26 protein-coding genes are annotated in these 24,605 nt (G+C 58.4%); 13 read left to right on the top strand and 13 right to left on the bottom strand.

The genetic code is table 11. From position 1 onward, the window contains the following. Positions 1 to 23: 23 nt before the first annotated feature. From DTQ13_RS06110 to DTQ13_RS06075, 8 genes are all read left to right on the top strand, one after another. Complete coding sequence (locus DTQ13_RS06110; RefSeq protein WP_248460340.1) at positions 24 to 2,033, top strand: right-handed parallel beta-helix repeat-containing protein; 2,010 nt, start codon at positions 24 to 26, stop codon at positions 2,031 to 2,033. Further along, entirely contained in the window at positions 2,030 to 2,506 is a 477-nt protein-coding gene (locus DTQ13_RS06105; protein ID WP_086431776.1) for a hypothetical protein, read from the top strand. The genes DTQ13_RS06110 and DTQ13_RS06105 overlap by 4 nt, the downstream gene beginning before the upstream one ends. 8 nt (positions 2,507 to 2,514) lie before the next feature. Beyond that, the gene (locus DTQ13_RS06100) at positions 2,515 to 2,748 is read left to right on the top strand and encodes a hypothetical protein (protein WP_043562088.1); all 234 of its coding nucleotides are present in this window, start codon (positions 2,515 to 2,517) and stop codon (positions 2,746 to 2,748) included. After that, on the top strand, positions 2,748 to 2,981 hold the full coding sequence (locus tag DTQ13_RS06095; protein ID WP_248460339.1) for a hypothetical protein: 234 nt from the start codon (positions 2,748 to 2,750) through the stop codon (positions 2,979 to 2,981). Before DTQ13_RS06100 ends, DTQ13_RS06095 begins: the two co-directional genes overlap by 1 nt. 63 nt (positions 2,982 to 3,044) lie before the next feature. Continuing rightward, entirely contained in the window at positions 3,045 to 3,344 is a 300-nt protein-coding gene (locus DTQ13_RS06090) for a hypothetical protein (protein WP_043562083.1), read from the top strand. Between the two features lie 5 nt (positions 3,345 to 3,349). Further along, entirely contained in the window at positions 3,350 to 3,799 is a 450-nt protein-coding gene (locus tag DTQ13_RS06085; protein ID WP_192848590.1) for a structural protein P5, read from the top strand. Positions 3,800 to 3,874: 75 nt separating this feature from the next. Continuing rightward, positions 3,875 to 4,102: a hypothetical protein gene (locus DTQ13_RS06080; RefSeq protein WP_052349246.1), complete on the top strand. Its 228-nt coding sequence runs from the start codon at positions 3,875 to 3,877 to the stop codon at positions 4,100 to 4,102. 93 nt (positions 4,103 to 4,195) lie between these two features. Beyond that, positions 4,196 to 4,537, top strand: coding sequence for a YnfA family protein (locus tag DTQ13_RS06075; protein WP_086431773.1), 342 nt, complete (start codon positions 4,196 to 4,198; stop codon positions 4,535 to 4,537). A 9-nt stretch (positions 4,538 to 4,546) separates the two neighbouring features. Here DTQ13_RS06075 and DTQ13_RS06070 read toward each other — a convergent pair whose 3' ends face one another. From DTQ13_RS06070 to DTQ13_RS06050, 5 genes are all read right to left on the bottom strand, one after another. Beyond that, positions 4,547 to 5,164, bottom strand: coding sequence for a trimeric intracellular cation channel family protein (locus tag DTQ13_RS06070; protein ID WP_043562075.1), 618 nt, complete (start codon positions 5,162 to 5,164; stop codon positions 4,547 to 4,549). A gap of 52 nt (positions 5,165 to 5,216) precedes the next feature. Beyond that, positions 5,217 to 5,657, bottom strand: coding sequence for a hypothetical protein (locus DTQ13_RS06065; protein WP_248460338.1), 441 nt, complete (start codon positions 5,655 to 5,657; stop codon positions 5,217 to 5,219). A 141-nt stretch (positions 5,658 to 5,798) separates the two neighbouring features. Continuing rightward, a complete protein-coding gene (locus tag DTQ13_RS06060; protein ID WP_143539973.1) occupies positions 5,799 to 6,155 on the bottom strand; it encodes a hypothetical protein in 357 nt (118 codons plus the stop codon). Between the two features lie 20 nt (positions 6,156 to 6,175). Further along, positions 6,176 to 6,667 (bottom strand): hypothetical protein, encoded by a 492-nt coding sequence (locus DTQ13_RS06055; protein ID WP_081562649.1) that lies wholly within the window; start codon positions 6,665 to 6,667, stop codon positions 6,176 to 6,178. Between the two features lie 192 nt (positions 6,668 to 6,859). After that, entirely contained in the window at positions 6,860 to 7,372 is a 513-nt protein-coding gene (locus DTQ13_RS06050) for a GNAT family N-acetyltransferase (protein WP_081562651.1), read from the bottom strand. Positions 7,373 to 7,868: 496 nt separating this feature from the next. On the opposite strand from DTQ13_RS06050, the gene DTQ13_RS06045 reads away from it, so the two are divergent. After that, the gene (locus DTQ13_RS06045) at positions 7,869 to 8,168 is read left to right on the top strand and encodes a hypothetical protein (protein WP_248460337.1); all 300 of its coding nucleotides are present in this window, start codon (positions 7,869 to 7,871) and stop codon (positions 8,166 to 8,168) included. Then, entirely contained in the window at positions 8,168 to 10,078 is a 1,911-nt protein-coding gene (locus DTQ13_RS06040; RefSeq protein WP_248460336.1) for a PepSY domain-containing protein, read from the top strand. The genes DTQ13_RS06045 and DTQ13_RS06040 overlap by 1 nt, the downstream gene beginning before the upstream one ends. A 32-nt stretch (positions 10,079 to 10,110) precedes the next feature. Here DTQ13_RS06040 and DTQ13_RS06035 read toward each other — a convergent pair whose 3' ends face one another. Further along, a complete protein-coding gene (locus DTQ13_RS06035; protein ID WP_192848586.1) occupies positions 10,111 to 11,253 on the bottom strand; it encodes an AI-2E family transporter in 1,143 nt (380 codons plus the stop codon). Positions 11,254 to 11,466: 213 nt separating this feature from the next. On the opposite strand from DTQ13_RS06035, the gene DTQ13_RS06030 reads away from it, so the two are divergent. Beyond that, on the top strand, positions 11,467 to 11,631 hold the full coding sequence (locus tag DTQ13_RS06030; protein ID WP_156878809.1) for a hypothetical protein: 165 nt from the start codon (positions 11,467 to 11,469) through the stop codon (positions 11,629 to 11,631). Between the two features lie 59 nt (positions 11,632 to 11,690). On the opposite strand, the gene DTQ13_RS06025 is transcribed toward DTQ13_RS06030, so the two are convergent. From DTQ13_RS06025 to DTQ13_RS06000, 6 genes are all read right to left on the bottom strand, one after another. Then, positions 11,691 to 14,135, bottom strand: a complete 2,445-nt coding sequence (locus DTQ13_RS06025; RefSeq protein WP_086431768.1) for a DUF3772 domain-containing protein — start codon at positions 14,133 to 14,135, stop codon at positions 11,691 to 11,693. An 81-nt stretch (positions 14,136 to 14,216) separates the two neighbouring features. After that, entirely contained in the window at positions 14,217 to 15,380 is a 1,164-nt protein-coding gene (locus DTQ13_RS06020; RefSeq protein ID WP_248460335.1) for a glycerate kinase, read from the bottom strand. Between the two features lie 43 nt (positions 15,381 to 15,423). Next, on the bottom strand, positions 15,424 to 16,215 hold the full coding sequence (locus tag DTQ13_RS06015; protein ID WP_086431766.1) for an epoxyqueuosine reductase QueH: 792 nt from the start codon (positions 16,213 to 16,215) through the stop codon (positions 15,424 to 15,426). An 80-nt stretch (positions 16,216 to 16,295) separates the two neighbouring features. Further along, a complete protein-coding gene (gene nhaA / locus DTQ13_RS06010; protein ID WP_248460334.1) occupies positions 16,296 to 17,468 on the bottom strand; it encodes a Na+/H+ antiporter NhaA in 1,173 nt (390 codons plus the stop codon). Positions 17,469 to 17,544: 76 nt separating this feature from the next. After that, positions 17,545 to 18,408: a transporter gene (locus tag DTQ13_RS06005; protein WP_248461232.1), complete on the bottom strand. Its 864-nt coding sequence runs from the start codon at positions 18,406 to 18,408 to the stop codon at positions 17,545 to 17,547. Between the two features lie 283 nt (positions 18,409 to 18,691). Continuing rightward, positions 18,692 to 20,050, bottom strand: a complete 1,359-nt coding sequence (locus tag DTQ13_RS06000) for a cytosine permease (protein ID WP_043562053.1) — start codon at positions 20,048 to 20,050, stop codon at positions 18,692 to 18,694. Positions 20,051 to 20,262: 212 nt separating this feature from the next. Here DTQ13_RS06000 and DTQ13_RS05995 point away from each other — a divergent pair, with 212 nt between their 5' ends. Both DTQ13_RS05995 and DTQ13_RS05990 read left to right on the top strand, forming a co-directional pair. Further along, positions 20,263 to 21,807 carry a carbohydrate porin gene (locus tag DTQ13_RS05995; protein WP_081562663.1) on the top strand — a complete coding sequence of 515 codons (1,545 nt, stop codon included), beginning with the start codon at positions 20,263 to 20,265 and terminating at the stop codon, positions 21,805 to 21,807. 144 nt (positions 21,808 to 21,951) lie between these two features. Continuing rightward, positions 21,952 to 22,680 (top strand): YfdX family protein, encoded by a 729-nt coding sequence (locus tag DTQ13_RS05990; RefSeq protein ID WP_081563391.1) that lies wholly within the window; start codon positions 21,952 to 21,954, stop codon positions 22,678 to 22,680. A gap of 353 nt (positions 22,681 to 23,033) precedes the next feature. Here the strand turns inward: DTQ13_RS05990 and DTQ13_RS05985 are convergent, their stop codons facing one another. After that, a complete protein-coding gene (locus DTQ13_RS05985; RefSeq protein WP_248460333.1) occupies positions 23,034 to 24,605 on the bottom strand; it encodes an efflux transporter outer membrane subunit in 1,572 nt (523 codons plus the stop codon).

Below are 24,605 nucleotides of genomic sequence, written 5' to 3'. Positions count from 1 at the left end.
AATGAAACCAGCATGAGGAAACCATGACACAACCAGCAAACAGGGTTCCTGCCTGGCGCTCCTACACGGCAACGGGAAACCCGACAGACATCGTCCCCTCCACAACCGTTGCCAGGGAAATTGGCGGCAAGATTGACGCCATCAACGGCCAGGCAGCGGGGCTGACCATTGATGGTGACAGTACCCTTGCAGGAGAAAAAGTCCGGGATGTTCTGGCCCGCTTCCCGGAAAAACTGGTGACCAGCTACGGTGTCACCCACGACCCTGACGGCCAGCACACAGCCGCCAACAGTGCCGCCTATCAGGCCGCCATCAATGACTGTGCAGGCACCTTCCGGCTGGTGCACCCTGCCGGACTGTCCGTCATGCTTGGAACGCTCCGCATCACCCGCCCGGATACGCATCTCGTCCTGGATGGTATCATCACCCTGGCGCCAGACAGCAACACGAACTGTCTGGACATCTATGCCCCCGGCCAGTCTCTGGAGCGGATTTCCATCACGGGACAGGGAATCATTGACGGAAACCGGTCCGGCCAGCAGGGGGGACAGACCGCCGTAAGTGGCGGCATATGCGCCAACACGCTGAGCCATACAGACAATACGCCTGATATGCCTTCATTTCCAACACGGATCGACAATCTACTGATTTCCGGAATCACGATCCGCAACACCTTCAACTGGCCGCTTTCTCTGGGGTTCATCAGCAACAGCCTCATTACCAACGTCACGCTGCTGGATGGCGGCAACAGCCCCCAGTTCATCTGGTCGGCTGACAACTGCTGGTTCACGGACAGCCTATCAACCGGTCACACCGATGGCGGTTTCGTCTTCTACATGGGCTGCCGCCGCTGCGGGGCCACAGGTAATACGGTCTCCGGCAACCATGACGGGATCGGCGTCTATGCCGACAGTTCCGACCAGCCCGCCAACGAGAACATCCTGATCGCCAACAATCATGTTCACGACAATGCCGACGGGGGCATTGGCATCACGACGACAGACCAGAAAAGTGCAGACGGGCTGATCCAGCGGAACATCCTCATTACGGGAAACATCCTCTCCAACAACAATACGCACGGACGCAACGGGGGTGGATCCATCGGCATCGTGGCGGCTCATGGCGTACAGGTCCGCAACAACCTTGTATCCCGTGATGGATCAACCGCCAGAACGGGCAACCCGGTCTATGCCGCCTATGTCTCGGACAGCTGCCAGTTTGTCGAAATTGAAGGCAATCATTTTGAGGATATCGGCTCCACTGCCAATCCGGGAACGGCCATCTATCTCAACAGGCCCACTGGCGCCATCATCCGCAACAACATATTTGCCAACACGGCCGGTACCTCCGGCCCGCTCCGTACAGGCCTTGGCGGAACGGTCGGTGCTGCTGGCCTCATCAGCGGCAATGTAGCGGCCGGACCAATGGCCGGCCCCCTGCTGGCTCTGGCATGGCAGACTGATACAGCTTTCATCAGCCAGCCAGATGGCATGGGCGGACTGCTGGATACCCTCCCCCGAAGCAGCAACATCGTGGCATCAGGCCATTATGACTATGATGGCCGTACACTGAGCAGGCAGATCGGTGCCACGACCGATGATACGGGCCTCTTCCTCCAGACAGCACGGAACCAGACCACGGGAGCCGTTTCCGGCGATATTGTCCTGAACAAGGGCAACATCTTCCGGGTCTTTTCCCTCTCACTGAACGGGGCCATCACCACACCGAACGGCCATGTCCTGCTGAACATACGCAGCCCATCCGGCGCACCGCTCATGATGCAGGTTTTCACCATAAAGGCAGCCCATGGAGACAGGGTCACCTTTCCACAAGCCTTCACCAGCGACACCGTGTCGGTAATGGTTCCGCCATTCCATAACGGAACCAACATGATTATTGGTGGCCCCTCAACCCTCTCCCCACCGGACCGCACCGGCTTCACGGTTGGAAAATTCTGGGTCGGACTGGGAGGTGCCAATATTGATCCGGCCGATGACATTACTGTCATGGCCATTGGAGAGCTTTCGTCATGACCCAGAACATGGCCTATTTCGCCATAATTGATGAAGGAGCCGCCATGGAGCCTGTCCCCATCCGTGGCTGGACCATCATTCCCCTCACGCAGGACAGGAAACAGGCCGATGGCACCATAACCGCCCACAGCCTGACGGAAGAAGAGCTGCTCCAGCAGGTCACACCGCACATGCCTGCGGGAAGCCGGGCCATCCGCCTGCATGTCACGGATGAAGACTGGAACGCCCGCCCTGTTGTAAATCCAGTTCTCTCCAAGGGGGGCATCACACAGGGAAAAACACCCTCCACCACCCTGCGAGACCAGGCCGCCGCCATGATGCTGCAGGTTCAGCAACAGGCAGCCATGACTGCCGCCATGGGCGAAACCTTCGGCCCCAAAATGCGGGCCTGTGTCAGCACACTGAGAGCCATCCTGGATGGTTCTGACACACCAACGTCCCTCCCCACGTTACCCGCCAGACCAACAGATTGAGAGCCCCCATGAATCCCTATTTTGCAGGCTGTTTTCTCCTCACCATGCTGGCCTTTCTGGGAGGGCTGATTGCCTATGCCAACAGGGCTGGACGCAACAGCGCACGGGTCCGGTCCAGCCAGCAGGACGCGGCAACAGCCCAGGCCACAAGCAAGGCCGCCCGCACCATGCTCGAAGCCCGTACCAACGGCCTGCGGACCCGCACCCAGCTTCTGGACACACTGGAAAAGGGACAATTCTGATGGCCCCCGCTCCACCGCCTGCGGGACTACTGGCAGGGCTGGCCTTGTGCCTGCTGGCAGGCTGCAACCAGCCTCCCTTTCGTCCCCTCTGCCCGGCGCTTGTCCATTATTCGCCAGAAGAAGAGCGGGCTGTCGCCAGAGAGCTCCATCTCCATCCTGACCTGAAGGAAACGCCCCTCTTCCTTCTGGATTATGGAAATGAACGCCATGAAATTCAAGAAATCTGTAGCTGACCACCACGCTCTCACCCCACATTGACCGCCCGCCAAGGCGGTTTTTTTTATGGAACTGCTCCCATGATGCCCACACACCTTCCTGACAGGATCACCCCTCTCAACGAACGGATTGCCGCCCTGGAGGCAGTGCAGGCCCGTCATGATGAAGACCTCACAAAGCTCAGCAACAAGATCGACAATCTGGCGCTGGAACTTCATGCTGGCATTGCCTCCCTGAGCGAACAGATACGGGAGAGCAATTCATTACGGTCACGCACTGTTACAGCCGCCATCACAGGCGGCGGTGCGGTTGGCGGAGCAGTCGCCGTGGGGCTCTATCAACTCATCCACACGCTCTACCCCCATTTCTTCGGAGGCTGATGACCATGCCCCAGACACCCACCCGGCCACCCCGTGGCATCCGCAACAACAATCCGGGCAACCTCAACTTCGCCCATCAGCCCGGCGCAATGCTGGAGCCTGCGGAGCCGGGCATCACGCCCCGCTTTGCCCACTTCTCCACATCAGAAGCTGGCCTGATGGCCTTGCGGGACCAGCTCTGCCGTTACATGGTACGGGACAGGCTGGATACCGTCGCCTGCATCATCAGCCAATGGGCCCCCCCGGCCGAGAACGATACCCGACGCTACATTGATACTGTTGCACAGGTCCTTGGCGTGACGCCGGATACAGTCCTCGGCCCGCCTACGGCCACCCTGCTTGCCAGCCTGATGGAGGCCATCATCCACTACGAAAATGGCCAGAACCCTTATGGACGGCTGGTGGCCCAGGTCGCAGCAGCCCTCCCTGCCCTCCGGCAGACCCCAGCGACCTGACTGACGCTTCCATCTCATCATACATCAATCCCATGACCGCCTCTCTGCGGCCTTATCATCACGGAGATACCGCCAATGGATATCAGCTCCTTTTTCACCACCCTTCCCGATGGTCTCCAGAACTACGTGGCGCTGGTCATCATCCTCTGCAATCTGATGACCGTGTTCATCCGCCCGCCAGCGGCCGGTTCCCGCTGGATACTGCCATACCGATGCATATCCACGCTGGCACTGAATGTCGGTTGGGCCAGAAATCACCTCCAGCCAGGGCACCCAGCGAAAGAAGCCTCACATAATTCCTGAGCCCCAGGCAGAGACCGTCTCTCTCCGCCCTCGCCTGTGAGCTGTCTCACCTGCTACAGAACAGACAGCGTCATCACGTCAGGACCATCGGCCATGTCACATGCTCTCATTGCCTGCCTGCTCTACGGCCTGGCGGCCTTCGCTGAAATTGCAGGCTGTTTCTCTGTCTGGGCCTGGCTGCGGCTGGGGCGGTCCCCGCTCTGGCTCCTGCCCGGCGGGCTGTGCCTCGGCCTGTTCGCTATCCTGCTGACATTCAGCCCGGCTGACCATGCCGGGCGGGCCTATGCCCTGTATGGCGGCCTCTATATCGTCACCAGCCTTTTTTGGGGCTGGGCCGTGGAGGGTCTGGCACCGGATGCATGGGACATGGCAGGGGCTGCCCTCTGCCTGGTGGGAGCCCTGCTCATTCTTCTGGCCCCCCATGGCCGGACCTGACCACCTGCCTCAGGACCGATAACTGAAGCGTGGCAGTGTCCAGTTGTAACGGATGGAGAGCAGACGGAAACTGATGCCGAAAATCATGGAGATCAGCAGCTCGATGTTCCTGTTGTCCACAATATGGGAGCAGCAGAGAAACACGACCCCCGTACTGACAGACACCGTGCCATACAGTTCGGACCGGAACAGCAGCGGAATGTCATTGCAGAGTATATCCCGCAGCACGCCGCCCATACATCCCGTGATCATGCCAGAAATGATGACACAGACCACAGAAAGATGTTCCGTCATCGCTACCTGGCAGCCCATAACGGTAAAGACGACAAGGCCAATTGCATCCAGAAACAGGAACAGTTTGCGCAACCTGTGCATGTGCTGGGCCACCATGATGGTGGCCAGGGCGGCAAACCCGGTAATGAGCGGGTAACTGGGATGCCGCACCCAAGACAATGGATAATGGTTGAGCAGCACATCCCGGATGGACCCTCCCCCCAAGGCGGTGATCCATCCCAACAGGAACACCCCTACAAGATCCATCTCCAGCTTGCCCGCCAGCAGGGCAGCCGTCATAGCCTCGGCAATGATGGCCACGATATACAGCGTGGTGTAGAGATCAAAGGTCATGCCGGGTTCCCTGCCATGCGCCACTCTGCCAGAAAAAATGCAGCCCTGCCGCCTAGCGGACCACCAGCCGCCCGTAATTGGCGAACAGGACATGCGTGTCATCCTCCCCAAAGGGTGCTCCCTTCTTCAGGCAGAGGATAAAACGGTTCATGAACCGCATGGAGGCCAGCGTATCGTTGGCAGCATCACCGTTGAATTTCACCATCAGATGGTTGAAGTCACCATCAACCGCATAATAGCGCTCAGATGAAAAACACTCACAAAGAGCATGAAACTCCCGCTCCATCGAGCTGACCATCTGCCGGTAAAAGAGATGGGATGCCTCGATCTCACGATAAAAAGCCTCATGCCGGGGCTCGACCCGTGGATGTGCAGCAGGGAAAGCTGTCAGATCCTGTGAAAAAAGCTCATGCTTGGACAAACGCCCGATCTTCTTCCCCAGCTGGCGCACCTCCGCCTCATAACCAAGCAGACTGTAAACTGAATCAACCATAAAGATAGCTCCCTCCCTGAGCCGTCTTCTCTACCCGAGGGCAGAGACATGAGGCATGACGGACCACATGACATCGCAGAATGAGTAACATACCTGTACACACAGCAGAACGGCTTTCTTGCACAGGCATGACGGCATGTTTTACCGGTCAGGATGGTTCAGGGCCCAGCAACGTGATGTCACGACATTCTGATCCCTAGCAGGATTGGGCATCGTCAGGGCACACAGGACCGTACTTCCAGCCCTGTCCGGCATATCCCCCCGGAACAGAACCAGCACCTCCTCCCCTCCGGCCTGATGGGCAGCAACAACACGGTATTGCCTGTCCAGCAGGGTTTCCAGGGAATCTTCAAGGGGCGTCATCCGGGTTGGAATGGCCAACGGGCTGTACGGCGCCTTGATTCCTGAAGCCGGCAGGGCCAGCCCAGCCGCCATGGCACCAGCCGGAACCATGAGACAGGCCAGAAGGGCCATGCTGCCTTTCGTAAACCGCCACACGGTCCAGTCTCCCTTCACGTTCAGAACAGCTTCGCCGCAATGGCACCAACCTGCACCGTCCCCTTGAAATAACGATTGGCTGGCAGAACAGCCGTAGCCTGGCCATCATGCATCTTCAGGACGCCTCTCACCCGCGTGAAAATGGACGTCGCATGATCGCTGTTCTTCCGGCTCAGGTTGGCAGAGATCACATAGCTTACCGTACCATCATCATACCCGCCACCAGCACCATGGCGCAGACGCACCCTCATGCGGTACTGGTCCAGCCTGTAGCTGTCCTGACCGATGGAAACCGTCTTCTCATCCTGTTCCTGCCGGATATTCGGGCCGATCTGGGTCTTCAACACATCCACTGGCGTGCTGTTGCCCGCCACAAGGGCTGTTGGAGACAGCTGGGCCTGCACCTCATACACACGGTCCAAGCCCTCTGCCTGGGCAGCTCCAGCCATTAAGCTCATGCCCAGTGCCATCATCCCACCATAAAGACCGGCTTTCCCATATCGTACCATCATCAGTCCCAGGACCTCCCTATCATTCCACACTTGTCACAGACCGGCAGGGCACAGATGCCAAAGGAGGCCCAGCCTGTCACCATGACCGTCTCCTTCCCGGCAAGCTGTCATTTTGTTCCCCAACCGGAACATGAATTAACATTCACACATCAGCTTTGCCGTGCAAATCAAGATTCCGACAGAGAAGGACTTTCAGCCCGGGCTGGAGCGATCATCAAGAAGAATCTGCATGAAGGTCAAATCCAGCCAGCGCCCGAACTTGCAGCCGACCTGCCGACACTGCCCAACCACAGCAAAACCCAGCTGTTCATGCAGTCGGATGGAGCCGACATTGCCCGATTCAATCCCGGCAACCATGGCATGATATCCCCGCTGGCGGGCCTCTTCCAGAAGAGCCACCATCAGAGCCCTCCCGATCCCGGCCCTCTGCCTGTCCTTGTGAACATAGACGGAATGTTCCACGGTATGACGGTAGCCATCCCAGGCACGCCATGGCCCGAACGTGGCATAACCAGCCACTCCACCCCCGTCATCAACGGCCACCAGCACGGGAAGGCCTGCCTCATCGTGGGCTTTCAGCCAGGCGGCACGATTGGCACTGTCCACCACCCTGTCATTCCATATGGCTGTCGTCGTACTGACAGCATGGTTGTATATCCCGGTAATGGCGGCAATGTCCCTGTCTTCAGCTGGCCGAATCTTCATCCCTGCTTCCTCTTCTTCCAGGCCCGCTCCCCTACCTGCCAGAGGGCCTGCCCATAGCAGTACGTTCCACAGAACAGGCAGCAAAAACAGCACCCTTTCATATTTTTTGCAGAAGCCTCCAAAAAACCATTCCTTTATTACGTAAAATTAATTACTGATGCCTGAAGATGACATCCGTCACCCCCGCCTTGGAGAACAGAATCATGTCGTCCTCCTATCACTTTCTTTTTCAGTTGACCGTCACAGCTTCCCTGCTCGTTGGTTTTGCGGCAGCAGGACCACTCAGCGGCCTGCGCAAACGCCTCCCCTTCCGGCGGCAGTAAGAAGCGGCGGCAGTGCGGCATGGAAGCCTGACATCAGGACTCCTTATATCCTGTATAAATTATACAGGTTTGACGTCTCTTCCCTCTTCCCCATAAAATCCGGCCCATTACAGAGCATGATCCACCTGCCAGCCTTCCTGTAGCAGGCGGAATGCGGGAAAGCCGGAGGGAGCATGAGACTGGAGACTGCGTCTGAGCCCGTTTTCTTCTGGGGCGGCCTTCTGGCCGGGGCCGTGTGGGCCGTGCTCCTGTGGATGCAGCTCCCCGGCAATACGCCCAGACCCGAGAAGCTGGGCCGTACTGCCGGTGTGGTCGGCCTTGCCCTGTCCAGCGGGCTGGCGTGGCTGCTATGGACTCATGTCTTCGGTGCCGTAACCGCTTTTTTCTGCCTTGGTGGGCTTGGCATGGTGCTGCTGTGCATCATGCCCATCCTCTGGGCCATTCTCATTTCCACCCAGTCCCATACGTCCTGATGAAGGGATCACAAGGCAGGGACAGGCGGCCGGTTCCCCCACAGCCCTATCCTTCTGCCGTATTGTGGCTGCGATTGGGCATCGGTGGCCTGCTGGCAGCTCTTTTCATCATGGCGGCCTGTTGGGCAGACATAACCCTCCCCTGTTTCCGCCCTTATGGCATGACGGGCTTCTGCCTGCTGATAACGGGCGCCTGTCTGGCCGGGATTACGGGGCTGACCCTGTGTATCGGCCTCGGCCCGTGGCAAAAGCTCCAGCATCTGGCCATCCGGTACCGCGCCCTGCATGGCTGGATCGGCATTACAACCGGCACTCTGCTTTCCATGAGCTTTCTGGCCGGAACCATGACCCTGTTTGCCGCCCCTCTCCAACAATGGAGCCAGCCGCCTCTGCCGGACCATGGAGCCCTTCCACTGGCAGACATCCCCGCAACGCTTGACCAGATTCTCACATCCCGGACAGAAGACCTACCCTCCATCTTCCCCGGCCTCCATTACAGGGTCGGCCTCAAAACGTCAGATACGGCCACCCTCAGCATCCCGACAGGGCCAGAGTTGCCCCTCGGCCTGCCAGCATCCCATATTCTCATCAGCCTGCCTGCCTCTCATACTCCCTCCCTTCACCAGCTGACCCTGTCCCCTGTTCCCACGTTCATCGGAGGGCTGCACCGCCGTCTGGGCCTGCCACTGCCTGAAAACTGGGCCATGCCTCTTGTCGGTACCGTTTGCCTCCTTTACGGCCTGGCGCTACTCTCCGGTGTCATTCTTCTTCTGCCCGGCATATGGCGCCACCTCATGAGCGTCCGCCTACAGGGCCACAGCCGCCGCCTCTGGCTCGACCTCCACAGTCTTCTCGGCCTCTGCTCCCTGCCCTTCCACCTCATCATCGCCCTGACAACGGCGCTTTTTGCCTTCTCGCCGCTACTGTACCCTGTCTCCTCGGGGCATGACGGCATCCAGCAGGCAACTGCCAGAAAGGTACCACCAGCATCATCGCTTCTTCCCCCCGAAAAAGCCCTGTCCTTCCTGCATGAACTGGCACCAGATTTTCATCCCCTCACGCTGGATTATGTCCTGCCCCCTCACGGCACGGACAGTCAGGCCGAGCGCCTTGCCCTCCATGCCCCGCTTTACAATGCCAATGGGGAGCGGAGCCTGCCTCCGGCAGGACAGTCTTATCTGCTGGCAGAAGGAACAGACCTCCAGAACCCGCTCATTGGCCGGGATCGTGGCGCTGTCCTGCTGACCCCCGAAACAGGCCACCTGATCGACAGCCAGAATCTACCCGGCCAGCAAACACCCGCCCGCCGTATCCTGACATGGTGCCTCGCCTTGCATTTCGGGAGTTTTGGCGGCGAATTTGTCCGCTGGCTCTACGTGGCACTGGGTCTGTGCGGCGTCGGTTTTTTCCATGCTGCCAACCAGCTCTGGCTCAACACCCACCGCCGCAGGAAACCGGGACAGACGTCCTGCGTGGAAACACCCGCCACCCTCTGGCTGGGCCGTCTGAGCGAAGGGACACTGCTGGGCTGCCTGCTGGGGCTGTGCGGCATCATCGCCATCAGCCCCCTCATGACCCATCTGACACCGATCCCCCATCTGTCCAGCGTCTCAACGCCAGACATGGAACACTCATACCAGCAGACCAGCCTAGCCTACCATGGGCTGATTGCCTTGACACTGGTCAGCTACTGTCTGCTGCCCAGAGCCTTATGCCGCGGGATCATTCTGGCCCTTGCGGCCTTCTGTCTTTCGGGAGCCGTCACAATCGTGCTTATGCGTCATACAGCCGTGCAGCCCCCTCTTGCGACAGAACTGACCATCGCCTTCAGCTTTGCCAGTCTGGCCCTCTGGGCTGGGAGTCTTCTCACGCTCTACCGTTGGAAACAGGTCGCTCCCACTGGCAGGTGATACCCCCCAGCAGAAGCCGGCCTGATACACGCTCAGCTCTCGGAGGCATCAGCTGAAGCATCAGCCTGACCCGCCTTTTCATCGTCAGCAGGCAGGCCCGCCCAGTCCCGAATCATCGTCTCCGTCAGGTAAAGCAGGGTTGGACCGATGAAGACACCAGCAAAACCCAATGTGGACAACCCACCAAAAGCGCCCACCATGATAACGATGACAGAAATCCGCACATACCGGCGAATGATGAGCGGCTGAAGGAAATTGTCTCCTGCAATCACCACAAGCGCAAACAGCAGCATGATGATGGCGTGCATCAACGGTGCCGTAAAATAAAGCCAGACGGTGCTGAGAATCATCACCCATGCCCCACCGAACTGTAGAACACAGGAAATGAACATGACCGCCGCCACGACACTGCCCATCGGCATACCAGCGGCCATCAGGCCAACCCAGCCGAACAGTGATTCAAGAATGGCTGTCAGCGTGACACCCAGAGCAACACCTCGTGTCGTGATCTCGGCCTGCTTCAGCAGGGCACGTCCCTTTCTGCCGCCAAGCTGACCACCAATCCGGTCCAGAAGCATGATGATGCCCTCCGCCCGGCCCAGCAGCAGCACCATGACGATCAATGTCAGAGCGAATTCCAGCAAAAGAGACCCAAAGCTGCCCGCTGATGCCAGAAGGACATGCAGGATCTTCTCTGGCGACGGGATGACCTGTTTCAGCAGCTCCGGCAGGCTGTTTTCCCGCAGATGATCCCAGAACGGAATGATATTGCCCCCAACGTAAGGGATACGCCCCACCCAGGCGGGCGCTGCTGGCAGCTGTATTGTCGGCAGGATCCCAATGAAATGGGACACGGCATCAACATGCCGTGCAAAAATGACGATCACCAGCACGGCAGGCAGGAAGAAGATGATCATGGCGGCCAGGACGGTAAAAAAGACCGCCGCTGACCGGCTGCCAAAGCATATGGTCTGCAACCGCTGAACCAGCGGCCAGAGCGTGACAGAAATCGTCGCCCCCCAGAGAATGGGGGGCAGGAAAGGATGGATGATCCATACCGCGGCCAGAAGCAGAAGCCCCACGGCCAGAGCGGTCAGTACTGGCCGGACCGGGCTGACCGCAGCCCGGGTCGTAGCCTCGGCTGAAGCAAAGAAATTCCTGAAACGCGTTATCATGACCTATCCTGAGCAAAAAGGTGCCTGTATGGCCCCAATAAAATAGAATCCCGGGAAAGATGGAAGACCGGTACCATGACTATGGTTACAATCTTTTCATCCACACCTCGTGACCTATCTCAATGAAAACTGCTAAAAGATTGCTGGGACGGATACCGGCACGGTACCGTCTACCCGGCGTTGCCAATTCACCACATGAGAGGATTTACCTGCATGTCTCAGAAAGAAAACAATATCGCCCGCAGCATGACCCGCGAAGACCTCATCTTCGCTCTGGTGCAGGATGTAGTCCGCATCGAAGGTCCGAACACCAAGATCGACCGTGCCTACCTTCTCAAGCTCGTGGCTGAAATTGCCCGTTCCGTCGACGGCAAGTAAAACCTCCCCGCACGACAGTGGCATGGAAAGCCAGGGTGACAGTCACCCTGGCTTTTTTTTCATGTCTGGGACCCATCATCAGATGGCAGCGTCATAGAAACCTGCGGCACCATGAGGCTGATACCTTCCTGGCTGAAACGTGCCAGCACCCCGGAGATAACAGCCGTTCTCACGGCATCACTGTTCGTGCCCCGTGCAACATAGATCGCCAGCGTCGCAGAAACCGTATCCCCCACCTTGTCACCCAGCCAGCTCTGCGGGGCCGGGTCCTTCAGAACATCCGGCTGATCCGCCACGACAAGCATGAAAAGCGCCTTCACCTTGTCCACACTCACATTGGTCGGTACAGCGAAAACAAGGCTCATCTTCAGCGGATTATGACCCGCACTGTAATTCTGCACATTCGCCGTGATAAACTGGGAGTTGGGAACAATGAGTGTCGTTCCATCACTCAGCCGGATATCCGTTGCCCGCACATTCACACGCTGAATCACCCCCGTATTGCCACTGATGGTGATCTTGTCCCCAGCCTGGGCCGGACGTTCCGCCAGCAGGATCAGACCAGAAATGAAGTCTTTGACGATGGACTGGAGACCAAAACCCACACCCACTGACAGCGCACTGACAACCCATGTCAGATTCTGTACGGAAATGCCGATCATGGCCAGAAGCTTGAGCCCCGCAGCGATCCACAATGTATAAGTCAGAATGCTGATGATGGATGTCCGTGCCCCATTATCCAGGGACGTGACCGGGAACAGACGTGTCTGCAGCCACTGTTGCAAAAACCGTATGGCGTAATAAACGCCCACCAGCAGCAGGGCCGCTCCCACTATCGTCCTTGGCGAGACGGGCACACCAAACAGGATACCCCCACCAAAGACATGCTCCAGCTGCCGCCATGTCCCGATGAAGGAAACACCATTTCTACCCTGCAACAGGGCAATGAATACCATGACAAGGCTGAGACCAACCAGCGCCGTGGTGATAACCTCCATCTGCGCAAGACGGCGGGCACTCAGCTCCAGCTCGGTCCACAGCCGCCCAAGACGGCTCTGTGCCGAAAAGAGGAACTGTGAAAAGTCCCGCCACGCCTGCATGAGCAGCATGACGGCCCCAAAGGCATAAAGCAGCGTCAGCACCCAGTCATTCAGCAGGAAAGCAAAGGAGATATAACCACTCAGAACGGCAACGGCCGTCACCCCCATGAGCAGGGCAGAAACACCATGCAGGGGAATATGCTGGATCAGTACGGCACCAATATCCTGCCCCGTACTGCCTGCCTCCACATCACCCAGAGCCGTCCCGTTTTTCTGGTCACGTTTGCTGGAGCGGCACGTCAGATACAGCAGGATGGATGTGGAAAGCGCAAACGCTCCTTCCAGCACGGCATCCAGCCCGGGGCCGACATCGCGGCTGACTTCGGCCGTCCGCAACGCTCCGTAGAACAAAATTCCTCCACCGAGAAGCAGACTGCACGGCAGGCACGCCCTGCCCAGAAGCCAGCGCTTGAGGGACACCCCGGCCCCGATGATGAAACCACACACCGGCAGTGCCTGTGTCAGATACGCGCCCTGCATGGCGGGCACGCCATCACTGTCGAAACCCACAAGCTGCCAGCCCTGCCAGAGGATTTCCGCCAGCAGACCACACAAGACACCGGCCAACACGCTCCCCAGGGCACGCTGGCTGCGGATCACGCCCCCCCAGCTCGCCTGCCCCCGGGCTGAAGCAAGAACACGGGTCGCCAGCTGCCTCAGCACGAAGCCAAACAGCATGACCAGGCAGCCAATACCCAGAACACCAACCAGTGCCCTCGGCTCATCCTGCCCCATATCCCGGAATGTCGCATAACCATCCGACAGGGCCCGCCGCCAGAAACCGACCCCCAGAGGAGAATCGACATGCCGTACCAGCGCTCCCTGCTGGACCTTGCGGCGCAGGTCGTCCAGCTGACCTTCCAACTGGCGGGTCTGAAGATCACAGACACGCATCCGCACCAGAAGAGCCGTAATCCCCATGGAGGTTTTGCGGGCCGTGACACGCTGCCGGGTGATGGAAGCATCCTCCCCATCCTCGGCCTTGTCGCCAAGAACCTTCAGCAGGGAATTGATGGAGCCCTCATAAGCCTGGATCTGCGCCATCCCGTCCGTCACATGCTGGCGGACCTTCGCCACCTGCTGCGTGTAGGAATCCAGCAACCGCCCGGCAGGCAGCCCCTTCAGCCCCCCCAGAGCGGCACCAACCGTCCGCAAGGTCGTCTGGTCCTGGTCCAGCTGGGTCCGCAATGCCCCCGACACACCGGCCCAGCCAAAATCACCTTCCGGCTGCCCCAGAGGCAGGGAAACTGTCCCGACGGGCGCAGCGTGCGCCGGGGCTGACCCGGAATCCACCTTGTCAGCAGCACTGGCGGCCATGCCCTGTGCAGGAGCTGCCAGCATGGCAACCAGCCCAAGGCCTGCCCCCATGCTCACCATGATCTGACGAACAGAATAACGCTTCATAAAACCTGCTTGTTTCCAATGTCTTGATTCATGACCTGTTGGGCAGACGAACACAGAAATATGGTAGAGTTATGTTACCTTTCAAGATGATCCCGACAGGTTCCGTCCCATCTCCATCCCTGTCCGTATCGCAGCGGCGACATTCTCTGCTGTACGACGGACATTCTCACGGGCCTGCGCCAGCACGACCGGCAACGCCTCGGGACGGGGAACCGTATCAAAGAAAGCATCAATGCCCACCTGATGCATCCTGTCCACACCCTCTCCCGTAGAACCGACAATGGCAATGACAGGCCGCCCCTGGGCTCTGGCAACCTGAGCAACCCCCATGGGAGCCTTGCCCTGGGCACTCTGGCCATCCATCCGGCCCTCCCCGGTGATGACAAGGTCCACATCCCTGAAACGGGCAGCCAGCTGAAGCTGGTCTGCAACAATCTCCACACCTGGCCGCAGCCGTGCCTTCGTAAAAGCCAGAAGCCCAGCGCCCAATCCCCCCGCAGCACCGGCCCCGGGCACAGCCGCCACATCCTTCCCACACCGAAGGGCCAGGATACGGGCATAATGCGCCAAGGCATCATCCAGAAGAATTACATCCTCTGGTCCAGCCCCTTTTTGGGGACCAAAAACATGCGAGGCCCCCCGCGGCCCTGTCAGAGGGCTGGTCACATCGCAGGCCCCTTCCAGCGTGATGTCAGACAGGCGTCTGTCCAGACCGGAAAGGTCCACATCCGCCAGCCTGGCCAGAGCCCCACCACCAGGCGGCAGCTCCTGCCCCTGCTGATCGAGCAGGCGGGCCCCGAGAGCCTGCGCAAACCCGGCCCCTCCATCATTGGTAGCACTGCCCCCCAGGCCGAGAATGACATGTCGGCACCCATGTTCCAGAGCGGCAAGAACGAGCTGCCCAACTCCATAAGTGGTCGTCCGCAAGGGATCACGCTCTTCTGGCTGGAGCAGGGGAAGGCCCGCCGCTGCTGCCATCTCGATGATCGCCGTCTGCCCATCACCGCTGATGCCGAAAAAAGCAGGAACCGGCATCCCCAGCGGCCCCGTGACGGAACAATGCACCAGTTTACCATCCGTACCCTGCACGAGGGCTTCCACTGTTCCCTCTCCACCATCTGCCATGGGCAGGCAGAGATACGATGCTTCAGGAAACACGCGGGAGAAACCTGCTTTTATCTCCTCAGCCACCTCAAGTGGGGCCAGACTTTCCTTGAAGGAATCACAGACAATGGCAATTTTCATACGTCCCTCCTGCCTTCAGGGTGCTCCCCGGGCAGGAAAAGGTCTAGTCTTCTTCGCCGTAGAATTCCTCTCCCAGCACGATGGCGGGCCGCCCTTTTGAACGCCGGAAATTGTTCGTATCCCGCAAGGAATAGGCACAGCCACAATATTCCTGTTTGTAGAATCTCTCCCGCTTGCTGATCTCGATCATGCGGGCAGAGCCTCCCCCCTTGCGCCAGTTGAAATCCCAGTAGGACAACCCATCATAGGGCGCTACGGCCCGGGCACCACAATCATTGATCTGGGCCATGTTCTTCCAGCGTGAAATGCCCAGAGAACTCGTCATGACAGGAAACCCGTGCTCATGCGCATACAGGGCCGTGCGCTCAAAACGCATGTCGAAGCACATCGTGCAGCGTATGCCACGCTCCGGCTCCCATTCCATGCCCTTGGCCCGCTCAAACCAGTTGTCCCTGTCATAATCGGCATCAACGAACGGGATGTTGTGTGCCTCGGCAAACCGGACATTCTCTTCCTTGCGCAGAAGATATTCCCGCTCTGGATGGATGTTCGGATTATAGAAGAAGATGGTGTAGTCGATGCCTGATTCCGTCATCGCCTCCATCACCTCACCAGAGCAGGGGGCACAGCAGGAGTGAAGCAGCACCTTTTTCTGCCCACCCGGAGGCTCCAGAACCGGCCTGCCGGACGGTGTCAGCGGAGCAGACACACGGCGCTTTTTCCGGGCTGCATAGCCACGTTCCCTACCGGTCGGGCTGGCCACTCCGGCATGTGTCGTTCCATCACAGGCCGGGTCATGAAGGGCATCCGGCCGGTCTGTCCGCTCATGGCTCATCAGTGAGTTCCTCTATCCGATCATCAGCACACGCCCGCCCCCATACAGAGGCACGGCAGAACTGTCGAGTAGATAGAGCTTCACGTCTCTTTCACCACGCATCTCAACCAGAACCAGCCACTGGCCACGGCCATGAGAGAGCCGAGAAAAATACCGATCTTGCTGGATATGAGCAGGCCCGAAGCAGGAAAGGCCAGCGAAGCCATGAAAAGACTGACGGTAAAACCCAACCCACAGAGCAGGCACAGACCAAAAAGCATCGGCCATGATGTCCGGGCCGGAAGAGAAGCCAGGCGGCACCGTATGGCAAGCCACGTCATGCCGAAAATTCCGGCCGTCTTGCCCAATACCAGCCCCACCACAACAGCCACGATCAGACGCAGATCAAGGCTCGTGAGAGACGTATCAGCCAACGGCACACCCACCATGACAAAACCGAACAGCGGCAACACCCCCCATGTGACCCACGGCGCCAGACCATGCTCCACACGCTCCAGAGGAGACGGGCCATCATGCCGGGCGGTCGGCAGGCAGAACCCCACCACGACACCCGCCAATGTGGGATGCAGCCCCGCTTCCTTCAGGCAAATCCACAGAAGCCCCCCGCCAATGCCATAAAACCACAGGCAACGGACACCCCGCCAGCCGGCACAGGCCATCATGCCCACAAGGATGACCGTACCGAAAAGCGACATGGCATGCGGTGTTCCACCATAAAAGAGGGCGATGATGAAAATGCCCAGCACATCATCAAAAATGGCCAGTGCCATCAGCCAGACCCGCCCTCCTTCCGAAACACGCCGCCCCAGCGCCAACAGTACAGGCAGCGTAAAAGCTGCATCCGTTGCAACGGGAATGGCCCAGCCTGACCGCAGGGCAGGGTCAGGTGCAGCGATCAGCGCATACAGCCCTGCTGGAACAACCACACCTCCCAGAGCCGAAAGACAGGGCAGAAGACATTGGCGAAATTCTGCAAGATGCCCGGCTGTCAGTTCCTTTTTCAGCTCAAGCGAAATGGTGAGGAAAAACAGCGTCATCGGCCCAATGGTGACCAGCTCTGCAACGCTGGGCAGGCAGAAGGGTGACAGGCCATCCCCCAACGGGACAGGTCCCAGAGGCTTGGCCAGCAGCGCATAAAAAGACCGCCATGGTGAATTGGCCAGGATGAAACCTGCCAGCGCCATGACCAGCAGAAGGCAGGGCCCGCCTGTTTCCGGCGTCAGAAACCGATGTCTGCATGTTGCCGTCATCATCGTCCTTTTATGGCTGTCGAGACCGCTCCCCTCTTACAGCGCTCCGGGGAAAAAATCTCTACCACCGGCCAGACGGTCAGTAATGTGAGAACAGGGCCCCCTCAAACAGATAAACCAGCTTGAAATAATAAGCGTTGGTCTCCGGTACATAACGTCCGTCCACCGAATGGGCATAGCGGGTCGTGATGTTAAGCCGGGGATTGATGTTCCACATCAATCCCACGCCCAGCGTAACCTCCCGGCTGCTGCTGTCCGCCACGGAGCGCCCCAGCGTGTTGTCATGCCAGCCGGCATTGTTCTGCCAGTCCATGGAGAAAAATGGCTCCCACCTGCGGCTGGCTTTCCAGCTGAAACGCAGATTGCTGTGAAAGGCCGTCCCCGGATGATAGGAATGTTCCCCTCTGACATGCATGGTCGAAGCCACCACAGCCCCGAGGTCTCCACCGAAACTGAAATGTTTCCACTCATAATCAAACATGAAGCTTGAAAGATTGGACCAGTATTGCGGGTTCAGGACTTTCCGGGTGGCGCTGGGTGTCTGCATGAAGGTCTGGATACCGAACGCGCTGTGTTCATTCGGTTTGAACCACACCGCAGGCCCTGTGATGGTCGGCCCCAATCCACCATAATTTGTGCCATCCGCCAGACGGTAACTTTCCGTCTGGATGACTTCATAGGCAAAACCGACATGAGGAATGGAATCAAACGTCCAGAAATGGACGTATTTGCTCAGGCCAGACCATGTATGGCTGCCCCGTTCCGGCTTTCTGGCCCCCTGCCCATCATAATAATTTCCTGCTGCATTCCCGTCACCATACTGGACGAATACATTGAAAGGCTTGAAATCCACTGGCAGGTCATATTCATGCGGACCAATGACGGCAAACGTGATGTCCGATGCTTCTGCCGAAGCAGACGACAGCAGCCAGAACACGACCATGCCACCCAGCACCAGCAGCCCACCCGGTGATCTCACCCTCCTCAGCCACAGCATGCAGAGCCTTCCCCACAGAGCAGACATGACGCAGGGCCCGGCCGTCAACAAAAGAGCTGCATCACGTCCCCTGCCACCCCCACAGGGATGGCCAGTCTAAAACGGCTTCTGCCTGTATAGAAGGATCGGTTCTCTTTTAACAAGTAAGATCAATTACAAATATAATAGTACCCTGTCAGTACAGCTTACATCAGACCCCAATGAAACCCCTCATACGACCAGATAAAGCTCAGGCTCTCACCCCGTCACATCGTCTCACCCAGAGGTAATACACGACGGCCGTCACCAGCAGACTGACAATCCATGAAATATCCACTCCATGCAGGGCTTCCACAAGCGGCCCTGTATACGGGCCGGTCTTCATGAAAGGCAGTTCAACCAGCACACCCAGGAGATAAATCAACACGACCGGCAGATTGAACCGCCCATACGGTCCACCATCCGCCCTGAAAAAGGCCATGACATCATACTCGCCATGGCGCAGCAGGTAATAATCGCACAGATTGATTGCCGTCCACGGCACGAGCACTGCCATCAGTACATCCAGAAACGACGTGTATGCCTTCAGGAAGTCACCAACCATGCCAAGGCTCATGACCAGGGCCGCCCCCAGCAGAAGAACCGTCATGACCAGCCGCCCCCACAGGCCGGCACGCCACGACGGCCAAAAGGTCTGCACCAGAGTAAGGCTGCACAACGCTCCACAATAGACACTCATGGCATTGGCCAGCGGAATGGCCAGTGCCAGCACCAGAAGAACGATATTGCCCATATGGCCGCCCGTCAGGGAGAGCGCTCCAGCCAACGGCAGGGACGGATAGCTCAGTGACAGCAGGCTCCCCAGCACCATGGGCAGAACAGCCCCGATGACAGTTCCCCCATAGGTCGCCCAGAAGGCCTGCCGGCCGGACCCGGCCTCATCCGGCAGATACCGGGAAGAATCGGAAACATAAGGGGCATAGGCGATCTGCCAGAGAGCCGAAACGGAAAAGGCTCCGAAGAATCCGGCTACCGTGCCGTGCATGTCTGCCAGCAATGTGCGGGAAAACCCGCCCAGCCCACAACCGATGGCGTAAATGACCGCCACAATGGAAATCCAGCTGGCCAGACGGGAACAGACATGGATGGCCCTGTACCCCATCATGCAGGGCAGAAGTGTCAGCACCGCAATGAGCCAGACCCCCCTGCTGCCCTGGAAGACAGGCAGCACATGCGCCAGGGCTTCTCCCCCCACGACACAGTTGGAAGCAGCAAAACCGATATACATGAGCACGACCAGCAGGATGATCGGCACCGACCCATAAACGCCAAACTGCCCCCGGCTCTGCACCATCTGGGGCACACCCAGACGCGGGCCCTGTGCCGCATGGAGCGCCATGAAGACAGCCCCCACCACATTACCCAGCACCAGCGCCAGAACGGACCAGATGAGCGACAGCCCGAATACGGCTGGCCCCAGAGCCCCGGTAACAACCGTCAGCAATGTCATGTTGGCACTGAACCAGACCGAGAACAGGTCCGCTACCCGCCCGTGACGATGCGCCTGAGGAACGGGGTGAATGGTATGGGTTTCCATATGGGTACTCATGGCCCCGCTTTTCCCACACTCCCAGAGGCGTGAAAAGAGGTTACTTCATGGCAGTCCCGTCCAGACAGCAGGTCAGACTGAAAAATATCCAGAGGTGGAAGATAGACTTTGAAGTTTTACCCAAACTTCTTTAACAGATTCCGCAACAATGCGCTCTTTCTTGGGGGCAATTTCGTACCGTCAGGGTTCTTTTTATAGAAATGGGGACTATTATGCCTGCCATATTCTCTTGCCCCATACGGCAGAACGTACCCATTTCTCTAAAAGAACTACGCCGTTATTCATCAGTTTTTCTCAAAAAGCTGGCCAGGCACTGGTCCTGGCTGCTGCCAGTCGCCCTCTTCTGCTTCGCCACCCCCGGTGCGCAGGCACAGGTACTTGATGAAATCGTCGGTAACGAACCCCTGCTCCGGGTTGATACCCCCCTGCCTGCCCATGGCGGCTATACGACCTCGGTTCCTCCCTTTGGCAGGCCGGAGGCCCTCTTTCCCCATGGCTTTGGCATGACGGACTGGCTGCGCAAACGGGGCATTGCCCTCCTCCTCGACAACACGAATGAATTTGCCGGGGCCATCACGCCGCCCAAGAAAAACTATCCCAACTCCCAGCATTTCGCACCCTACAAACAGGGCGCCAGCAATGCCGGGCAATATGCCGCCTCACTCAACATAAACTGGGAACAGCTCATCGGGCTGCGGGGTTTTTCCACACACAGCATTGTTGTCGGCCGCTATGGAACAACAGCCAACCGCATGTTTGGTGACTGGCTGAACCATGCATCGGAAGATTACGGCGGTGGCGGCAATGTGGTTGTCCATCTCGTCATGGCCTATGGTGAAGAAGACCTGTTCAATGGCCGCCTTGCCATCGCTGCCGGCCGCATGGCGGAAATGTCGGACTTCCAGAACAGCCCCCTCTTCTGCAACTTCCAGAATGGCAGCATCTGCGGACGGCCCAAGGCCGCCACGGACAGCAGCTTTGTCAGCGGTTATCCTGCAGCTGTCTGGGCTGGGCGCATCCGGGTCCGTCCCTCCCGCTTCCTTTATATACAGAGCGGCCTCTATGCCGGAGAAAACGGCATCTACAAGAACGAGCAGCACCGTACCGGCTTCAAGTTCAATGGCGGCAACATCAACGGGTTCCGCCTCCCCTTTGAAATGGGATGGGAGCCCCTCTTCGGCAAAAACCATCCCGGGCATTACAAGGTCGGCGGCGTGATGATGACCGCCCCCAGCCCCGACAATTATCTTGATGAGCAGGGACGTCCCTACGCCCTGACCCATGGCAGACCCCGCACACGGCATGACGGTTACGGCGCCTGGTTCATGGCCGACCAGCATATCCTGAACCATTACCACAGCAGCAAACGGGGCATCACGCTGCTGGGCGGGTTCCTCTATAATGATAAACGGATCGCCCTGCGGGAATGGGAAGCCTATGGGGCTCTCATAGACCGTGGAATTTTCCGCTCCCGCCCCTTTGACACGTTTGGTCTTTCCTTCACCTACGAGAAAATTGCCCCCGGTGTGCAGGCCACCGAGACGATGATGCTGGACACACAGCAGTTCAGCCGCCTCCCGGACCATGCAACTGGCGTACAGCGTCATGCCGCCGTGTTTGAAGTCAACTACGCCATCCATGTCTATCGGGGTGTCATTTTTCAGCCACTGCTGGAATATTTCTTCCGCCCCAATGGGCAGGGCAATCTCCGGGATGCGGCTCTGCTTGGCTTCAAAAGCCATATCGAGATTTTCTGAGAATTTTCAGCCCGATCATAACAGTTGCACATGAGCTGTTTTTAAGCTGTTATCACTGTGATCGGGATGACCTGCATCCTGCGCAGAGGGCTGCAACCATCTGCATGGGAGGGCATCCTCCATCCTATGAACAAGGATATTTCCATGCGCTTCAATACACTGCACAAGGGCCTGGCCCTTTCCCTTTTCGGCCTGGGCGCCCTGACCACATCCGCTTTCGCCGATGATGCCGCACCGGCCAGCAACAATGCCCCTGCCGCCGTCTCCAGCAAGCATGTGAAAAGCGTGCGCAAAAAAGAGCATCGCGCCTTCCATCATCTCTCCGAACACGGCCAGAAGGCCATGGCGAACATCGTGCAGGCCCAGCAGTTTCTCGCAGCCGGGCAGAGCGAGCAGGCCCTGCCGGCTCTCAACGCCGCCGTGACCCACCTCCAGGCAGCCGCCAAGGCCCGTGAACAGTTCACAGCCGCCGAAGCCGACCTGCACCCCGCTCCCCAGCATCCTGTCTCCAGCAGCCACACACCCCAGAACGGTCCGACGGACTGGGTCCCGGTCGGGGGTGAGGTCATCGCAACAGACATGCTGGAACCCAGCAAAAAGAGTGCCGTGGCAACGGCTAATGCCCAGCTGAAGGCCGGACAGACCGATCAGGCCGCCCAGACCCTTCAACTCGTCGGGCAGGACATCGACTTCATCATTGCTCTGGCTCCGCTGAACCAGCTCCAGGGTTTTGTGAACCGTGCCCTGATCTTTGCACAGGGTCACAATCCCCAGGCTGCCAACGTGGCCCTGAACGATGCCCTGAACACGCTGGTCTTCGTCTCCGAAAATGTCGTGACCGAAGCCACTGCTGCAGCCCAGAAAACCAAATAAGACTTTCTCCTGTTTCTGCTGGAGACGGGATTGCCCCAAAAGAAAACCGGCATGTATTCATGCCGGTTTTCTTGTATTCATCCCCCCTGATCCTGCCCCACAACAAGGTATCCACGTAGTCCACACCCCCGAAAAGAGGTGTGGATAATCACTCACACAATACAGTGAAGGTGGCCATTTTCTGCGCCCTCGCACCTGTGGAAAACTCTGTGGGCAAGAGATGGCTCCCCTTGACAGCGAGTCTCATCAGCAAGACCGTGGAGTCGCAGGATCATGAGGAAAAAACCATGCACAGCCACTGCTGGCAGGCCAGCACAACCTCCCCGCCTGCATGGCTGTTTCCCCACCCTTTTTCAGTGTGTCGTTGGCTGCGCTGCCTGGCTGACCTGCTCCTTATCAGGCAAGGTATCAGACCAGCCCCCACCCAACGCATTGTAGAGACGGGCAAGATCCGTTGCGAACGCACTGTCACTGGCAGCCAGATCAAGCTGGGCTTCCTGCAGTTTCTCCTGTGCTTCCAGAACGGACAGGTAAGTCGCCAGACCAGCCCGATACTGGCTGGTTGCCAGAGACAGAGCCCGCTTCTCGTCATCCACGGTCTTTGCCAATCCTTCATGATGAATCTGCTCATCATGATAGGCCTGCAAGGCATTATCCACCTCATTCCAGGCCTGAAGAACCGTCTGCCGATATTCCACGGCTGCAGCACGCTGTGCTGCCTTTTTCAGACGAAGCTGACCATAAAGCCGCCCGCCCTGGAAAATGGGGAGAGAGATGCTGGGCCCGACATTCCAGGCACGGGCATTCCAGAACCCAAGGTCCCGGAAAGACAGGGTCTGGAACCCGAAATCTGCCGTCACGGTCACCTTGGGATAGAAATCCGCTGTGGCCTCACCAACTTCTGCTACCGTTTCCCGCAGATGCTCTTCCGCCTCCCGGATATCCGGGCGACGATGGGCCAGTTCCGATGGCAGACCAGCCGGAACGAAGGGGGGAACAGTCGGCACACCCGCCGTCTGTCCAAGCTCCTCATTCAGGCTTTGCGGTGGCATGCCCAATAACAGGGCTATGGCATTCTGCTCCCGCGCCACCGTCTCATCCAGATTGGCCTGCTGGGCCTCAATTCCATGAAGACGGGCCTTCATGCTGTCCACATCCAGCTCCGTAACCAGCCCGCTCTTATAGCGGCTCTGCGCCAACGAAAGCAGATTCTGCACGGTGGCATGGCTATCTGCCAGAATGCACTGACGTTTCTGATCACCCCGCAGCTGGAGATAATCACGGGCCATGTCGGCCTGACGGGCAATGAGAATGCTGCGCCGTTCCTCCTCGCTCATCTTCATCAGATATTTTGCCGCCTGATACTGGTAGGCCACACGCCCCCAGAGATCGATCTCATAGGTTGCATCAATCTTGTCCTGCCACTGGTTCAGCAGCGGGACCTGGGCCTCTTGGGAGCCCTGAAGAAAATTGGCCTCCTGCGCTGGCAGGTCTGGGAACCCCTTGCCTACACGCTTGAAGATTTCCTGAAGCTGCTTGGAGCTGTGCTGCGAGCGCACATAGGTTCCGTACGCTGAAAGACTGGGGAACCGCTCCGCCCCGGCAATGATCATCTGGGCCCGGCTCTGCGCCAGATTCTGTGTAGCCAGAAGGAAAGACAGGTTCTGCGTGGCCACACGGTCTTCCAGAGATGTCAGCTCAGGGTCGTGAAAACTCTTCCACCAGGCATCCGCCATGGGCAGCTCTGTCACGACAGAAGCGGGAGAGGCCTGTTTACTGGTCCTGTCCTCCGGCGCTGCATTGGCCCCATGAGGGCCATTTCCTTTAGCAGATGCCCCCTTGCCGGACGGTTGGTTGCTACCATTATGCAGGTCATAATGCGGCGGGGCCCAATCCTTCGGCTGATGATATTTAGGGCCGACCAT

The organism is Parasaccharibacter sp. TMW 2.1888 (genome assembly GCF_023167265.1).
Taxonomy (GTDB): Bacteria; Pseudomonadota; Alphaproteobacteria; order Acetobacterales; family Acetobacteraceae; genus Bombella; species Bombella apis.
The sequence above is the reverse complement of the archived record's forward strand: the minus strand, read 5'-3'. Positions and strand labels throughout refer to the sequence as shown.

Coding starts and splice junctions, on each gene's coding strand:
- DTQ13_RS06105 (WP_086431776.1), top strand. CDS start 2,030: ATGACCCAGAACATGGCCTATTTCGCCATAATTGATGAAGGAGCCGCC.
- DTQ13_RS06095 (WP_248460339.1), top strand. CDS start 2,748: ATGGCCCCCGCTCCACCGCCTGCGGGACTACTGGCAGGGCTGGCCTTG.
- DTQ13_RS06005 (WP_248461232.1), bottom strand. CDS start 18,408: ATGGTCGTGTTCTGGCTGCTGTCGTCTGCTTCGGCAGAAGCATCGGAC.
- DTQ13_RS06050 (WP_081562651.1), bottom strand. CDS start 7,372: ATGAAGATTCGGCCAGCTGAAGACAGGGACATTGCCGCCATTACCGGG.
- DTQ13_RS06100 (WP_043562088.1), top strand. CDS start 2,515: ATGAATCCCTATTTTGCAGGCTGTTTTCTCCTCACCATGCTGGCCTTT.
- DTQ13_RS06110 (WP_248460340.1), top strand. CDS start 24: ATGACACAACCAGCAAACAGGGTTCCTGCCTGGCGCTCCTACACGGCA.
- DTQ13_RS06055 (WP_081562649.1), bottom strand. CDS start 6,667: ATGATGGTACGATATGGGAAAGCCGGTCTTTATGGTGGGATGATGGCA.
- DTQ13_RS06085 (WP_192848590.1), top strand. CDS start 3,350: ATGCCCCAGACACCCACCCGGCCACCCCGTGGCATCCGCAACAACAAT.
- DTQ13_RS06080 (WP_052349246.1), top strand. CDS start 3,875: ATGGATATCAGCTCCTTTTTCACCACCCTTCCCGATGGTCTCCAGAAC.
- DTQ13_RS06015 (WP_086431766.1), bottom strand. CDS start 16,215: ATGAGCCATGAGCGGACAGACCGGCCGGATGCCCTTCATGACCCGGCC.
- DTQ13_RS06070 (WP_043562075.1), bottom strand. CDS start 5,164: ATGACCTTTGATCTCTACACCACGCTGTATATCGTGGCCATCATTGCC.
- DTQ13_RS06075 (WP_086431773.1), top strand. CDS start 4,196: ATGTCACATGCTCTCATTGCCTGCCTGCTCTACGGCCTGGCGGCCTTC.
- DTQ13_RS06035 (WP_192848586.1), bottom strand. CDS start 11,253: ATGATAACGCGTTTCAGGAATTTCTTTGCTTCAGCCGAGGCTACGACC.
- nhaA (WP_248460334.1), bottom strand. CDS start 17,468: ATGATGACGGCAACATGCAGACATCGGTTTCTGACGCCGGAAACAGGC.
- DTQ13_RS05985 (WP_248460333.1), bottom strand. CDS start 24,605: ATGGTCGGCCCTAAATATCATCAGCCGAAGGATTGGGCCCCGCCGCAT.
- DTQ13_RS06000 (WP_043562053.1), bottom strand. CDS start 20,050: ATGAGTACCCATATGGAAACCCATACCATTCACCCCGTTCCTCAGGCG.
- DTQ13_RS06030 (WP_156878809.1), top strand. CDS start 11,467: ATGTCTCAGAAAGAAAACAATATCGCCCGCAGCATGACCCGCGAAGAC.
- DTQ13_RS06045 (WP_248460337.1), top strand. CDS start 7,869: ATGAGACTGGAGACTGCGTCTGAGCCCGTTTTCTTCTGGGGCGGCCTT.
- DTQ13_RS05995 (WP_081562663.1), top strand. CDS start 20,263: ATGCCTGCCATATTCTCTTGCCCCATACGGCAGAACGTACCCATTTCT.
- DTQ13_RS06020 (WP_248460335.1), bottom strand. CDS start 15,380: ATGAAAATTGCCATTGTCTGTGATTCCTTCAAGGAAAGTCTGGCCCCA.
- DTQ13_RS06065 (WP_248460338.1), bottom strand. CDS start 5,657: ATGGTTGATTCAGTTTACAGTCTGCTTGGTTATGAGGCGGAGGTGCGC.
- DTQ13_RS06040 (WP_248460336.1), top strand. CDS start 8,168: ATGAAGGGATCACAAGGCAGGGACAGGCGGCCGGTTCCCCCACAGCCC.
- DTQ13_RS05990 (WP_081563391.1), top strand. CDS start 21,952: ATGCGCTTCAATACACTGCACAAGGGCCTGGCCCTTTCCCTTTTCGGC.
- DTQ13_RS06025 (WP_086431768.1), bottom strand. CDS start 14,135: ATGAAGCGTTATTCTGTTCGTCAGATCATGGTGAGCATGGGGGCAGGC.
- DTQ13_RS06090 (WP_043562083.1), top strand. CDS start 3,045: ATGATGCCCACACACCTTCCTGACAGGATCACCCCTCTCAACGAACGG.